Source organism: Salipiger bermudensis, assembly GCF_020171625.1.
Lineage (GTDB): Bacteria > Pseudomonadota > Alphaproteobacteria > Rhodobacterales > Rhodobacteraceae > Salipiger > Salipiger bermudensis_B.
This window is the reverse complement of record NZ_JAIUZY010000006.1, coordinates 139,507-152,318: the sequence shown is the minus strand read 5'-3', so window position 1 is coordinate 152,318 and position 12,812 is coordinate 139,507. Positions and strand designations below refer to the sequence as shown.

14 protein-coding genes are annotated in these 12,812 nt (G+C 68.2%); 4 read left to right on the top strand and 10 right to left on the bottom strand.

Annotation, left to right across the window (positions count from 1 at the left end; genetic code table 11):
• Nucleotide 1: 1 nt before the first annotated feature.
• The gene (locus tag LCM15_RS12700; protein ID WP_224856938.1) at nucleotides 2-976 is read left to right on the top strand and encodes a branched-chain amino acid ABC transporter permease; all 975 of its coding nucleotides are present in this window, start codon (nucleotides 2-4) and stop codon (nucleotides 974-976) included.
• The gene (locus tag LCM15_RS12695) at nucleotides 973-1,449 is read left to right on the top strand and encodes a thioesterase family protein (RefSeq protein WP_224856936.1); all 477 of its coding nucleotides are present in this window, start codon (nucleotides 973-975) and stop codon (nucleotides 1,447-1,449) included. Before LCM15_RS12700 ends, LCM15_RS12695 begins: the two co-directional genes overlap by 4 nt.
• A 131-nt stretch (nucleotides 1,450-1,580) precedes the next feature.
• Here LCM15_RS12695 and LCM15_RS12690 read toward each other — a convergent pair whose 3' ends face one another.
• The 4 genes from LCM15_RS12690 to LCM15_RS12675 form a co-directional block, all read right to left on the bottom strand.
• The gene (locus tag LCM15_RS12690; protein WP_224856934.1) at nucleotides 1,581-2,783 is read right to left on the bottom strand and encodes an acetyl-CoA C-acyltransferase; all 1,203 of its coding nucleotides are present in this window, start codon (nucleotides 2,781-2,783) and stop codon (nucleotides 1,581-1,583) included.
• Complete coding sequence (locus tag LCM15_RS12685; protein WP_224856932.1) at nucleotides 2,780-3,268, bottom strand: acyl-CoA thioesterase; 489 nt, start codon at nucleotides 3,266-3,268, stop codon at nucleotides 2,780-2,782. The genes LCM15_RS12690 and LCM15_RS12685 overlap by 4 nt, the downstream gene beginning before the upstream one ends.
• Before the next feature lie 4 nt (nucleotides 3,269-3,272).
• Nucleotides 3,273-4,190 carry an SDR family NAD(P)-dependent oxidoreductase gene (locus LCM15_RS12680; RefSeq protein WP_224856930.1) on the bottom strand — a complete coding sequence of 306 codons (918 nt, stop codon included), beginning with the start codon at nucleotides 4,188-4,190 and terminating at the stop codon, nucleotides 3,273-3,275.
• A 69-nt stretch (nucleotides 4,191-4,259) separates the two neighbouring features.
• Nucleotides 4,260-4,688, bottom strand: coding sequence for a MaoC family dehydratase (locus LCM15_RS12675; protein ID WP_224856928.1), 429 nt, complete (start codon nucleotides 4,686-4,688; stop codon nucleotides 4,260-4,262).
• Nucleotides 4,689-4,856: 168 nt separating this feature from the next.
• On the opposite strand from LCM15_RS12675, the gene LCM15_RS22850 reads away from it, so the two are divergent.
• Entirely contained in the window at nucleotides 4,857-5,522 is a 666-nt protein-coding gene (locus tag LCM15_RS22850) for a TetR/AcrR family transcriptional regulator (RefSeq protein ID WP_224856926.1), read from the top strand.
• A 196-nt stretch (nucleotides 5,523-5,718) separates the two neighbouring features.
• Here the strand turns inward: LCM15_RS22850 and LCM15_RS12665 are convergent, their stop codons facing one another.
• From LCM15_RS12665 to LCM15_RS12640, 6 genes are all read right to left on the bottom strand, one after another.
• On the bottom strand, nucleotides 5,719-7,014 hold the full coding sequence (locus LCM15_RS12665; RefSeq protein ID WP_224856924.1) for a TRAP transporter large permease: 1,296 nt from the start codon (nucleotides 7,012-7,014) through the stop codon (nucleotides 5,719-5,721).
• Nucleotides 7,007-7,525, bottom strand: coding sequence for a TRAP transporter small permease (locus LCM15_RS12660; protein WP_224856922.1), 519 nt, complete (start codon nucleotides 7,523-7,525; stop codon nucleotides 7,007-7,009). Before LCM15_RS12660 ends, LCM15_RS12665 begins: the two co-directional genes overlap by 8 nt.
• Before the next feature lie 61 nt (nucleotides 7,526-7,586).
• Nucleotides 7,587-8,609 carry a TRAP transporter substrate-binding protein gene (locus LCM15_RS12655; RefSeq protein ID WP_224856920.1) on the bottom strand — a complete coding sequence of 341 codons (1,023 nt, stop codon included), beginning with the start codon at nucleotides 8,607-8,609 and terminating at the stop codon, nucleotides 7,587-7,589.
• A 43-nt stretch (nucleotides 8,610-8,652) separates the two neighbouring features.
• Entirely contained in the window at nucleotides 8,653-9,555 is a 903-nt protein-coding gene (locus LCM15_RS12650) for an SDR family NAD(P)-dependent oxidoreductase (protein WP_224856918.1), read from the bottom strand.
• 2 nt (nucleotides 9,556-9,557) lie between these two features.
• Nucleotides 9,558-10,373, bottom strand: coding sequence for an enoyl-CoA hydratase/isomerase family protein (locus LCM15_RS12645; RefSeq protein WP_224856916.1), 816 nt, complete (start codon nucleotides 10,371-10,373; stop codon nucleotides 9,558-9,560).
• Nucleotides 10,370-12,094: an AMP-binding protein gene (locus LCM15_RS12640; RefSeq protein ID WP_224856914.1), complete on the bottom strand. Its 1,725-nt coding sequence runs from the start codon at nucleotides 12,092-12,094 to the stop codon at nucleotides 10,370-10,372. Before LCM15_RS12640 ends, LCM15_RS12645 begins: the two co-directional genes overlap by 4 nt.
• A gap of 141 nt (nucleotides 12,095-12,235) precedes the next feature.
• On the opposite strand from LCM15_RS12640, the gene LCM15_RS12635 reads away from it, so the two are divergent.
• A complete protein-coding gene (locus LCM15_RS12635; protein ID WP_224856912.1) occupies nucleotides 12,236-12,715 on the top strand; it encodes a MarR family winged helix-turn-helix transcriptional regulator in 480 nt (159 codons plus the stop codon).
• Nucleotides 12,716-12,812 lie beyond the last annotated feature (97 nt).

Genomic DNA, 12,812 nt, shown 5'->3' with positions numbered 1-12,812 from the left:
CATGATCGTCGCCGAAGATTACGAGTCGGTCGCGGAGTCCCGTCGACCGCACCCGGCCCAGCGGGTCCTCGTCCTGGCGCTGATCGGCGCGCTGCTGCTGCTTCCGCTCTGGATCTATCCGGTGCTCCTGATGAAGCTGATGTGCTTCGCGCTCTTCGCGTCGGCCTTCAACCTGCTGCTTGGCTACGGAGGGCTGCTGTCCTTCGGCCACGCCGCCTTCTTTGGAGGGGCGGCCTATGTCACGGCCCACGCCCTCAAGGTCTGGGAGATCAACCCCGAGTTCGCCATCCTCGCCGGTGTCGGGGCGGCGCTGGGTCTGGGGCTGGTGATCGGGCTGCTCGCGGTGCGCCGTCAGGGCATCTACTTCGCCATGGTGACGCTGGCCCTGTCGCAGATGTTCTACTTCTTCTGCCTGCAGGCGCCGTTCACCCATGGCGAGGACGGCATCCAGGGCTTTTCCCGTGGCAAACTGTTCGGGCTCCTCGACCTCGCCGACAGCATGACGCTCTATTACGTCTTCGCCGCGGTGTTCGTGGCCAGCCTCTTCGCGATCTGGCGCATCGTACATTCGCCCTTCGGGATGATCCTGCAGGCGGTCCGCGAGAACGAGCAGCGCGCGATTTCGCTCGGCTACTCGGTGCAGCGCTACAAGCTGGGGGCTTTCGTGATGTCGGCGGGCTTCGCCGGTCTTGCCGGCAGCCTCAAGGCGCTGCTGTTCCAGTTCGCCACCCTGACGGACGTCAACTGGCACATGTCCGGTGAGGTCATCCTGATGACCCTGCTGGGCGGCATCGGCAGCATTGCCGGGCCGATCGTCGGCGCGGGCCTCGTCGTCACGCTGCAGAACCACCTCGCCACCTCCGGCTTCCCGGTGACCACGGTTCTCGGCGCGACCTTCATCGCCTGCGTGCTGCTGTTCCGCCGTGGCATCGTGGGGGAACTGCGTCACCGGCTTCCCGCATGGAGGCGCAAATGAGCGCCCCCGACCTCCCCCCCAGCCGGTTCCGGGTGCTGTCCGACTGGGTCGACTACAACGGCCACATGGGGGACTTCGCCTATGGCATCGCCTTCTCGCGCAGCGTGACCGCGGTGATGGAAGACATCGGCCTCGACGAAGCCTACCGTACCGCGGCACGGGCGACGCTCTACACGCTGGAAATGCGGATCGGCTACCAGCGCGAATGCCACGAAGGCGACGCGCTTGTGGTCGAGACGCGGGTGCTGGACGCAGACGCCAAGCGGATGCACCTCTACCAGGAGATGCGCTCCGGGGACCGCACCCTGCTGGCGTGGTGTGAACAGGTGTTGCTGCATGTGGCGCGCGACACGGGCACGCCCCATGCCGCCCCGTTTCCACCCGCCACCGCCGAGAGGCTGGCCCGCCTGTCAGACCAATTCCAGCAGGCCGAACGCCCGGCCTGGCTCGAGCGGCGCACCGGCCTCGGCTGAGGCCCTCGATAGCGAGGCCAATAGACCCGCGCGTGGCGACACGGGCGGGTTTTTCCCTGCCCAAGGCCTCCAAGAGCAAACGGCCGCCGGGGGACCCGGCGGCCGTCTGGATTCGTGGGCGGGATGGGCTGTCAGAGCACTTCGAACAGCCCGGCCGCGCCCATGCCCCCGCCGACGCACATGGTGACGACGACATAGCGCGCGCCGCGCCGCTTGCCTTCGATCAGCGCGTGCCCGACCATCCGCGCGCCTGACATGCCGTAGGGATGCCCGATCGAGATCGCGCCGCCATTGACGTTGAGCAGCTCGTCGGGAATGCCCAGCTGATCGCGCGAGGGCAGGACCTGCGCGGCAAAGGCCTCGTTCAGCTCCCACAGGCCGATATCCTCGACGCGCAGCCCGTGCGTTGCCAGCAGCTTGCGCACCGCCGGCACCGGGCCCATGCCCATCTCGTCCGGCGACACGCCCGCGACGGCGATGCCCCGATAGAGGCCCAGCGGGGCGAGCCCGCGACGCTCGGCCTCGGCCCGCTCCATCAGCACCGCGGCAGAGGCGCCGTCGGAGAGCTGCGAAGCATTGCCCGCGGTGACATACGCGCCCTCAGCGATCTGCTGGCCGTCCCTGAACACCGGCGACAGTCCCGCGAGCCCCTCCAGCGTGGTTCCCGGACGATTGCCCTCGTCCCGGCTCAGCGTCACCTCCTGCATCGAGGTGGCGCCGCTCTGCCGGTCCGTGACCTGCATGAGCGTGGTGATCGGCACGATCTCGTCATCGAACCGGCCCGCCTCCTGTGCCGCGGCGGTGCACTGCTGCGAGCGCAGGGCGTAGGCATCCTGATCTTCGCGGCGGACGCCATGACCGCGCGCGACGATCTCGGCGGTTTCGACCATCGACATGTAGGTCGCGGGCAGATGCTCGGACAGCCACGGGTCCTGCCAGTGGCGGGTGTTCATCTCGGGGGTCTGCACCAGCGAGATCTGCTCGACCCCGCCGCCGATGGTCACCGTCATGCCGTCCGCCACGATCTGCTTGGCGGCGATGGCGATGGCCATCAGTCCTGAGGCGCATTGCCGGTCGACGCTTTGGCCGGGCACCGACACCGGCAGACCCGCGCGCAGCAGACCAGTGCGCGCGATATTCATATGCGTGGTGCCCTGCTGTAGGGCGGCCCCGACGACGACATCCTCGATCTCACCCGGCTCGACCCCGGCGCGGCTGACGGCGTGCGCGATGGCATGGCCGATGAGCCGGGGCGCGGTGGTGGCGTTAAACGCGCCGCGATAGGCCTTTCCGATCGGAGTGCGGGCGGTCGAGACGATGACGGCTTCCCTCATTTCGGGGCCTCCTCTTTGTCGGTGGCGGGGTCGGTCGCAGGATCGCGGAACAGCGCGTCGGCACAGGCCCGCAGCGCCGGGGTGAGCGGCACCGGGCGGCGGGTGGCGCGGTCGACATAGACATGAACGAACTGCCCCCGCGCGGCACAGGCCCCCGCCGCGAGATCGAAGAGACCGAAGCCCCAGGTCAGGCTGGTGCGTCCGACGGCCTCGATCCGCACCCCGACGCTGAGACTTGCGGGAAAGGTGATCTCGCGAAAGAACTGGGCCCCGTTGCGCACCACGAGCCCGATCGGCCCGGCGCCCGAAGCCGAGAGGTCGAGCGCGTCGTAGTTGAGCAGGGCCATGTTCATGGCGGTATCGAAATAGCGCAGGTAGGCCACGTTGTTGACGTGGCCGTAGAGATCGGAATCGGCCCATTGCGGCGCGGTGGCGTAATGCCAGCCATAGGCGTCCTGCGGCAGCGGCTCGAGACGCTCGGACATGCGCTCAGCCCTCCGCGGCCAGCGCCGCGCGGGCGTTGGCGATGATCCGGTCGACATGGTCGAGCCCTGCCATCACCTCGATCTGGCCATCGAGACTGGCGATCTCGTCGAAGCGGTCGCCGACTGTGCTGGGGGTGAACTCGGTGCCGGCAAAGCATACGCCCTGGCTTTCGACCAGCGCCAGGCGGGCCACGGTGCCCGCCCCGGCCAGCAAGGCGGTGCGCGAGGGCGCGTCGCGGCTGACGAGCCAGACCGCCGCCGGCGAGACGAGCTCCGGCGCCAGAAGGTCGAGCATCGCCGGGTCCATCATGTCGCCGGTCATCCGGGTCGCCGCGGTCGGAAGGATGGCGTTCAGGTGGATGCCGTATTTCGCGCCCTCGAAATGCAGCACGTTCATCAGCCCGAGCACCCCCATCTTGGCGGCGCCGTAATTCGCCTGGCCGAAGTTGCCATAGCTGCCGGAGGTCGAGGAGGTGACGAGGATGCGGCCATAGCCCTGTTCGCGCATCTGGGCCCAGACTGCCTTGGTGGCAATCGCCGTGCCCAGCAGGTGCACATCGACGACGCGGCGGAAATCGTCGATCTCCATCCTCGCGAAGCTCTTGTCGCGCAGGATGCCGGCGTTGTTAATCAGCACGTCGATGCGCCCGAACGCCGACAGCGTCTGCTCCACCATCTCGGCCATGTCGGCCTCGGAGGTGACGTTGCCGGCATTGGCGATGGCCCGGCCGCCCTCGGCGGTGATCTCGCGCACCACGGCCTCGCTGGCCTCGGTGGTGCCGCCGCTCCCGTCCCGGCCGCCGCCGAAATCGTTCACCACGACCGCCGCACCGTGACGCGCCAGCATCAGGGCGTGAGAGCGGCCCAGACCGCCGCCCGCACCCGTGACGATCGCGACTTGATCCTTGAATGAAACCGGCATGTCGATGTCCTCCGAGCCGTTTGTCGTTTGAGAATGTCCAGTTGTGGCCGCGTCCGGCCGCCTTCAGCCTCAGCCGTCGACCACCAGCACCAGCCAGTCCGCGGCAAGCGCCGGGCGATCCGCGCCCTCGATCTCGACGCTGACCGCGTAGCTGCGCAGGACGCCCCCGGCTTTCGCCGTTTCACCCGCCACGCTGAAGCGGCCCCGCAGGCGGGACCCGACCGGCACCGGCGCGAGGAACCGCACCTTGTCGAAGCCGCAGTTCACCTCGACGGCGCCGGCTCCCGTGGGGGGCAGGGCAGTGCGCGTGAAGGCGGTCAGAAGCGAGAGCACGAAGAACCCGTGCACGATGGTGCCGCCATAGGCGCTTTCGGCCTTCGCGCGGTCCGGGTCGACATGGATGAACTGGTGATCGTCGATGGTGTCGGCGAACCGGTCGACCATGCCCTGGTCGACCGTGATCCAGTCGGAAGCGAACGAAGCGGCCGCATCATGCATTGGGAGTGTCCTTGAGAAGTCATGGCTTTACACCTACGACATACTGCGTAGTATGTTATCCGCACACTGTCCAGGCCTGATCCGAGATGCGAAGATTGTTGTTTGATTTCGCGATCCGTTTTATGGCTTGGATGACATAAAAACCAAGAACTCACCGGAGGGCACCGGGTGGCGAACGAAGGCATTCATCGCGAGTGGGCATCAAGGATCCGCGGCCACGAAGAGTCGGGCAACCTTGTCGAAAGCGTCGTCGAAATCCTTGATTGCGCAGCGCTTTGCTTCACCGAGATGGGTTTCCAAGGCACCAGCATCGACGATGTGGCCCGCCGTCTCGGCGCGACGAAGGGTCGGATCTACCACTACTTCCGGTCAAAGACGGACCTCTTCTTCGAGGTTCATCGCGAGGGCATGACGCGCCTGATGGATGCCGTGACCGCCGCGATCGACGCAGGCGGCACGGGCCGCGAAAAGCTTCAGCGGATGGTCGAGGCCCACGCCCTGACCATGATGCAGAATGTCGCCTACGAGGCTGTCGTCGTGCAGGGCGTGCACCTGCACAGGCTAAGCGCCACCACCCCCGAGCAGCGGGTCATTCTCAACGAGTTGATGGATGTCCGGCACCAGTTCGAACAGCTTTTCGTGCAGGTCTTCCGTGAAGGGCAGGCCGACGGAAGCGTGCGCGAGACCGCCGATGTCTCTCTTGCGGTGAAGGGCATTCTCGGGGCCGTCAACTGGATGGCGATCTGGTACCGCCCGCGCCCGGATGAACGCCCCGAGACCCAAGAGGCGATGGCGCACGAGGTCGCCGAGTTGCAGATCAGGGGCGTGACCTGAGCCAACAGGTGCCAGACACTCAAGCGTGTCGCGGCAGTCAACCCACGCTTTAGAGCGCTATTCTCTCCACGGACCCGCGCAGACACGCCAGCCCTCGCACCGCCCGGTTCGGCGCGGGAAACATATCCGGCGCATGTCATAGCGGCGCAGGCCGGGGGCAGGCGGCGCATCGCCGCCCGCTCCCGTCTCCGGCGGGTCAGTTCATGGTCTGCGGCAGCCACAGCGTGATCGCCGGGATCGCGGCGAGCAGCACCAGCCGCAGGAGATCGACGGCGACGAAGGGCATCACGCCACGAAAGATCGTGATGAGCTTAGTGTCGCGGATCACCGCGTTGATCACGTAGACATTCATGCCGATGGGCGGGGTGATCATGCCAAGCTCGACCGTCATGACGATGATGATGCCGAACCAGATCGGATCGAAGCCGAGCGACATGACGACCGGGTAGACGATCGGCACCAGCAGGATGATCATCGCCATGGCATCGAGGATGCAGCCCATGAAGAGGAAGAACAGCAGGATCAGCGCGAGCGTCGGATAGGCGCCGAGATCGAGCCCGGTGAGCCAGGCGGTGATCTTCTGCGGCGTCTGTGTGATCGCGAGGAAATAGCTGAACAGAATCGCGCCGATCAGGATGGTGTAGATCGACACGGCGGTGCGCAGCGCCTCGACCAGACAGGTGCGCAGCTCGCGCAGCCCGAGCTTGCCGCGCAGCACCCCGATGAGCCCGGTGAGGAAAGCGCCCGCCGCCGCGGCCTCGGTCGGGGTCACGACCCCGGCGTAGATGCCGCCGACCACCGCGACGAACAGCAGCACCACGGCCCAGATGCCGCGCAGCGCGACGAGGCGGGCGCGCAGATCCATGCGCGCGCCACGCGTGGCCTGCTTGCCGGCGATCAGCCACACCACCCCGAGATACATCGCCACCGCGAGAAGGCCCGGCACCACGCCGGCGATGAACAGCGTGCCGATGTCCTGCTGCGTGATGTAGCCGTAGATCGCCAGAACCACCGAGGGCGGGATCAGGATGCCGAGCGTCCCGCCCGAGGCGATGACCCCGGTCGCCAGCTCGTCGCGGTAACCGGCGCGGCGCATCTCGGGCAGGGCGACGCGGCTCATCGTGGCCGCGGTCGCAACCGAAGAGCCCGAGATCGCCGCGAACCCGGAGCAGGCAGAGATGGTGGCAAGGCCGAGCCCGCCCCTCAGGTGGCCGACCCAGGCCCGGGCCGCGCCGAAGAGCTCGCCCGAGATCCCCGAGCGGGTGGCGAACACCCCCATCAGGATGAACATCGGGATCAGCGAGGTGTTGTAATCGGTGATCGTGCGCAGCGGCGAGATCGCCAGCTGGTTCAGGGCCGGGCCCCAGCCGGCGATCTGGGCGAATCCGCCCACTCCGACGAGCCCCATGGCGATGCCCACCGGAACGCGCAGGGCCATCAGCCCGAACAGCGCCACGAAGCCGGCGACGGCGACGAAATCGGCTTCACTCATAGCCATGCTCCTCGGGATCGAGATCGTGCAGGTTCTGCCCGGCCAGCAGCCGGACCAGCCCGGCGAAGGTGGTCAGCACCGCCACCGCAAGCCCGAGCCAGATCGCCCCGAGCAGCGGCCAGGTCGGCAGCCGCAGATCGAAGGTCGCCTCCTGCGAGGCAAAGGCACTGGCGACACGCCCGAAGACCTTCCACGCCAGCAGCGCCGTGAAGAGCAGCAGCATCGCCTGCGCGAACGCCTCGACCAGCCGGCGCGGGCGCGCGGGCAGCGCCTCGACCAGCAGGTCGACGCAGATATGGCCGCCGCGGAAGCCGAGCACGGCATAGCCCCAGGCCACCGCGAGGCCGAGCAGCAGGCGCGAGAGGTCGAAGGCGTCCGGGATCGGGGTCGCGAACAGGTATCTGCCGAGGGCCGAGACGAAGACGATGATCGTCACCGCGGCGAGACAGAGCGCGGCAACCGTCTCGACCGCCGCGGCCGTGCGGCGCATCAGGGCGCTCGTGGCGGGCATGGGCGTAACTCCGGGCAGGGGAGGGGGCCGCCCCGCGCTCTGCGCGCGGAGCGGGGGCAGGTCATTCGAACAGGGCGTCGGCCGAGCTCAGGTGGTCTCGGAAGCTGGCCTCGATGGCGGCGGCGTCGTGACCCTTGGCCGAGACCTCCTCGCGCCAGGCGTCCATCAGCGGCGCGGTGGCCTCGCGCCACGCCGCGAGTTCCTCCTCGGTGGGCGTGTGGACCGTGTGCGCGGTGTCCTCCATCGCCTTGACCCGGCCGGACTGCTCCTGCTCTGACCAGCCAGAGCCGATTTTCTGCGCCCATTCCGAGGTGCAATGCGCATCGATCACCGCGCGCTCGTCCTCGGGCATCGCCTCGTAGCTGCCCTTGTTCATCGCCATCACGAAGACGGTGGTATAGAGCGGGAAATCGACGTGGAACTTGGTCTCCTTGTCGATCCCGAAGAGGTAGACGCTGTCCCAGGGGAAGGTGATGCCTTCGGCGGCGCCGCGGGCGATGACCTCGCGCGCCTCGGGCGCCGGAACCTGAACGCTGGCGCCGCCGAGCAGCGAGATCATCGAGCCCATGACCGCGTTGGCGGGGCGCAGGCTCTTGCCCTGCAGGTCGCTCGGAAGGGTCATCGGCTCGACCGTGTGCAGCGTGCCGGGGTCCTGCATGAAGGCCATGCAGATGTGCACGTCGGGCATCTCCTGCGCGGCGTATTGCATGTACCAGTCATTGAAGGCGGCAGAGCCCTCGATGCTATTGGTCACCATGAACGGGTGCTCGGCGAGCGAGATGATCGGGAAGCGACCGGGCTGGTAGCTCGGCGCGACATAGCTGATGTCAGCGATGCCGTCGCGGGCGAGGTCGTAGTGATCCGTCGCCGAGCCGAGCTGCTGGGCCGGGAAAATCGAGAAGCTGATCTTGCCGCCCGAGGCCTCCGAGATCGATTGCGTCCAGGGCTCGAAGCCGGTGGTCTGCAGCGAATGGCTGGGCGGCAGCCAGTGGGCCAGACGCAGGGCGGTGTCGGCTTGCGCGCCGCCCGCGAGCGCGACGAGCGCGGTGCAGGCGACGAACGTGGCGGTGGTCTTCGGGGTCATGGTTTCTCCTCCCATTGAAACTCTCGTGCGGCCAAGGGCCGGATCAGGTCTTCTGCGCGATCCCGACCGATTGGCGGTGCGGGGCGAGCTCTGTGTCCCAGGCCCCTGCGATGGTCTCGGCGCTCCAGCCGCCGTCCCTGTGGCAGAGGGCGATCTCCTGCGGGTGGCTCCACAGCGACAGCCGGTCGCCGCCGATGCCGATGCACTGGCCGGTGATCGTCCGGCCCTGCTCGGAGGCAAGGAACACCGCAAGCGGCGCGACATCCTCGGCAGTGCCGAGCCCGAGCTCGTGGCGCAAACGGTGCGGGATCGGCTCGCCGCGCTCGGCGGCCTCGACCGCCTCTCCGAGGCCGGGGATCGTCGCCACCATGCGGGTCAGCGCGGTTGGCACGATGGCGTTGACGCTGACCCCGGCGCGCGACAGCTCCATCGACCACGTGCGGGCCAGCGCCGCGACGCCGGCCTTGGCGGCGGCGTAGGCGGTCTGGCCGACATTGCCGCGCTGCCCGGCGAGCGAGGAGACGAGGATGATCGCCCCGCCGGCGCCGCGCTCGCGGAAATGGCGCGCCACGGCCCGACCGCAGGTCACCGCGCCGCGCAGATGGGTGCGCAGCACGAGGTCGAAATCCTCGTCCGTCACCTTCCACAGGATGGCGTCGCGCAGCACGCCGGCATTGGCCACCAGCCCGTCGATGCGCCCGAAGCGGTCGAGCGCCGTGGCGAGGCACAGCTCGGCGGCGTCGGTATCGCCGATGGCGGCGACGGCGCTGGCGGCTGTGCCACCGGCGGCTTGGATCTCGGCGACCACGGCCTCTGCGGTGTCGGCATCGACATCGTTGACCACCACCGCGGCACCGGCGGCGACGAGGGCCATGGCGATCGCGCGGCCGATGCCCCGACCGGCGCCGGTGACCACGAAGACCTGTCCGGAAAGGCTGATCGACATGCTCAGACCCCCCGGAACACGGCGGGCCGCTTTTCCATGAAGGCGCGCGGTCCCTCCCGCGCGTCCTCCGAGGCCATGACCCGCGCCTTGGCCGCGTCTTCCATCCGGTAGCCCTCCTCGAGCGTCACGCCGCTTGCCGCGAGCACGGTGCGCTTCACCTCCTGCACCGCCACGGGGCCGTTGGCGGCGATGCGCCGGGCCAGTTCCCAGGCGGCTTCCATCAGCTCTTCCTGCGGCACGATGCGGTTGATCATCCCGGCAGCGAGGGCCTGCTCCGCCGAGATCGCCTCGCCGGTCAGCAACATCTCCATCGCAAGGCACTGCGGGATCTGCCGGGGCAGGCGCACCAGCGAGCCGGCAAAGGGAATGAGCCCGCGCCGCACTTCCGGCAGCGCGAAGGTCGCCTGCTCGGCGGCGATGCGGATATCGGTGGCCAGCACCGTCTCCACCCCCCCCGCCATGCAGGGGCCGTTGATCGCCGCGATCACCGGCTTGTTGAGCTCGAACCCGCGCAGCGCCGAGCGGTCCATGACCTCCGGCTCATTCAGCAGGCGGTGATCCCACGGGGTCTCGGGCTGGCGCGCGCCGGTCATCAGCGGCAGGGTCAGCGCGAGATCGCCGCCGCTGCAGAACGCCTTGTCGCCTGCCCCGGTGAGGATCACCACTCGGACCGAGGCGTCCTCGGCGATCTCGGCGAAGGCATCGGCCAGACGGCAGGCGAGCTCGGGGCTGATCGCGTTCCGGGCCTGCGGCCGGTTGAACGTCAGCACCGCTATCCCGTCGGTCTTTTTAAACAGCAGGGGCATGTCTGCACTCATGTCCGGGCGTCCTCCTTGATCAGGTCGCGCGCCATGTCGCGCAGGGTGTATTTCTGAATCTTCCCGTTCGGGGTCATCGGGAAGGCGTCAAGCACATGCACGTATTTCGGCAGTTTGTGGCGGGCCAGCTTGGCCCGGCAGAGGGTCTGGATGTCCTCGCAGGTGATCGCGGCGTCGCGCGCGGGCAGCACGAAGGCGAAGATCTCCTCGCCAAGGTCGGGATCCGGCACGCCCACGACCTGCGCCTGGCTGATCTCCGGATGCTCCAGCAGGAACTCCTCGATCTCCACGGGGAAGACATTCTCGCCTCCGCGGATGATCATGTCCTTCAGCCGGCCGACGATCTGCAGGTGCCCCGAGCGCTGCAGCACGGCCAGATCGCCGCTGTGCAGCCAGCCCTCGGCGTCGATGGTCTCGGCGGTCTTTTCGGGCATGTCGAAATACCCCGCCGTCAGCAGGTAGCCGCGAATGCAGAGCTCGCCCTTCTCGCCCCACCGGGCCGAGGCGCCGGTCTCGGGGTCGATGATGCGGATCTCGGTGTGCGGCAGCGGCGTGCCCGCCGTCGCATAGCGTTGCGCGATCGGGTCGCTGGGGTCGGTCTGCGTGATGATCGGGCTGCATTCGGTCATGCCCATGATGATCATCGGCTCGGCCCCGGTCGCCTCGCAGACCCGCTGCATCAGGCTCGGCGGAATGCCGGTGCCGCCCATGAAGGCGAGACGCAGGCTGTCGGTGCGGCGGTGCGCGAACTCCGGATGGTCCAACATGCGGCTATACATCGTCGGCACGCCGTTGATCACCGTCGCGCCGTGGCGCTCCCACTGCGCGAGCATCGCGCCCGGCTCGAAGCCGTCGAGCAGCACCACGCAGCCACCGCTCGCAAGCATCCCCATCACGTTGCAGACGCAGCCCGCGGTATGAAACAGCGGCATCGCGCTCAGCAGAACATCCTCAGCGCGGAAGCCGGCGCGCGCGGCCATGAGCCGCGCGTTGTTCAGCGTCGAGCGATGCGTGAGCGTCGCCCCCTTGGGCTTGCCGGTGGTGCCGCTGGTGTACTGGATCTGCAGAATGTCGTCCGGGCGCAACGCTGCGCGACGGCTTCTGTAGTCCACTTCGGAGACCTCGTCCGCCAGCCCCTCGAGCGCGTCGAAGGGCAGGGCGATGGCCGCCGTACGGTCGCGGGCGCGAAGCCCGCGCCGGTCGGGGTCGAGGGCGCAAAGACCGCGCAAATCAGGAAAGTGCGTGCTGACGAGATGCCCCTGGCCGGAGGGCCCGGCCCCGTCCAGCAGGGTCGTCACGAGCCCCGCGATGTCCTGGGTGCGGAAGGCGTCGGCGTAGATCAGGTGGGTCACCCGCCCCTGTGACAGCAGGTAGGCCAGCTCGCGCTCCTGCAGCGCCGGGTTGACCGTGACCAGCACGGCGCCGATCTGCGCCAGCGCGTATTCGAGCTGAATCCACTCCGCCCGGTTGGGGCTCATCACGGCCACATGATCGCCGCGGCGCACGCCCCAGCCCATGAGGCCCCGCGCCAGCCGGGCGCTGGACGCGGCCAGCTGCGCATAGCTCCAGTGTATGTCGGTGCCCGTACCCGTGTCGACCACCACCGCGGCGGGACGGTCCCCGAAGCGCGCGGCCTGCGCGTCGAGAAAGTCACCAAGGGTGGTGTCCAGCAACGGCTCTCCGGCGATGGCGGGCCACCACGCAACGTCGCGATCTGACATCGCGTCCTCCTCCCAGTCCCTGCTTGCCCGGCCCCCTCCGACCGGGCAAAGTAGGATCCGCTTCGTATAGTTCGAAGCAGTATCGTTCGATGTCGAACTATATAGGCAGGACGAAGCCTGTCAACAAAAGGAGTGGGGAGAATGCACGATAGCTCTGCATCGGAGGCCGCCGAGGCAAAGGACAGCCCCCTGCGATCGGGTCCGCTGGATCGCTCCCTCGGCTATCGGCTGCGCCTCGCCCAGATCCTCGCCTACCGGAACTTCGAGGAAACCCATCTGGATCAGGGCGTTGCGCCGCGGTATCTTGGGCTTCTGAGCCTCGTCTCGGCGAACCCAGGGCAGCCCCAGAACAAACTGGCCGAGGCGGTCGGCCTGCAGAAGTCCAGCCTCGTCACCATTCTGGACCGGCTGGAAAAGGACGGCATCCTCGAGCGCGGCCCGATCCCCGAGGACCGCCGCGCCAAGGGGGTCTGGCTGACGGAGAAGGGGGGGCAGGTTGTCGAGGAGCTGAGTCGCGAGGCCGCCGCGCACGAGGCGCGGATGACCGAGGGGCTGTCCGAAACGGACCGCGCCCGTCTGATCGAGATGCTCGGCGTCGTCATCGAGAACCTCCGCGCCTGACCTCGCGCTGGGGCTCACGCAAGCCGCCGTCGCGGGATCGCTTCAGTCGGCCAGGGCTCGTGAGGGGTATTGCGAAACGTCCAGACGGTACAGTCGA

Coding starts and splice junctions, on each gene's coding strand:
- LCM15_RS12645 (WP_224856916.1), bottom strand. CDS start 10,373: ATGAGTGCAGACATGCCCCTGCTGTTTAAAAAGACCGACGGGATAGCG.
- LCM15_RS12700 (WP_224856938.1), top strand. CDS start 2: ATGATCGTCGCCGAAGATTACGAGTCGGTCGCGGAGTCCCGTCGACCG.
- LCM15_RS12655 (WP_224856920.1), bottom strand. CDS start 8,609: ATGACCCCGAAGACCACCGCCACGTTCGTCGCCTGCACCGCGCTCGTC.
- LCM15_RS12640 (WP_224856914.1), bottom strand. CDS start 12,094: ATGTCAGATCGCGACGTTGCGTGGTGGCCCGCCATCGCCGGAGAGCCG.
- LCM15_RS12685 (WP_224856932.1), bottom strand. CDS start 3,268: ATGTCCGAGCGTCTCGAGCCGCTGCCGCAGGACGCCTATGGCTGGCAT.
- LCM15_RS12675 (WP_224856928.1), bottom strand. CDS start 4,688: ATGCATGATGCGGCCGCTTCGTTCGCTTCCGACTGGATCACGGTCGAC.
- LCM15_RS12680 (WP_224856930.1), bottom strand. CDS start 4,190: ATGCCGGTTTCATTCAAGGATCAAGTCGCGATCGTCACGGGTGCGGGC.
- LCM15_RS12690 (WP_224856934.1), bottom strand. CDS start 2,783: ATGAGGGAAGCCGTCATCGTCTCGACCGCCCGCACTCCGATCGGAAAG.
- LCM15_RS12665 (WP_224856924.1), bottom strand. CDS start 7,014: ATGAGTGAAGCCGATTTCGTCGCCGTCGCCGGCTTCGTGGCGCTGTTC.
- LCM15_RS12650 (WP_224856918.1), bottom strand. CDS start 9,555: ATGTCGATCAGCCTTTCCGGACAGGTCTTCGTGGTCACCGGCGCCGGT.
- LCM15_RS12660 (WP_224856922.1), bottom strand. CDS start 7,525: ATGCCCGCCACGAGCGCCCTGATGCGCCGCACGGCCGCGGCGGTCGAG.
- LCM15_RS12695 (WP_224856936.1), top strand. CDS start 973: ATGAGCGCCCCCGACCTCCCCCCCAGCCGGTTCCGGGTGCTGTCCGAC.
- LCM15_RS12635 (WP_224856912.1), top strand. CDS start 12,236: ATGCACGATAGCTCTGCATCGGAGGCCGCCGAGGCAAAGGACAGCCCC.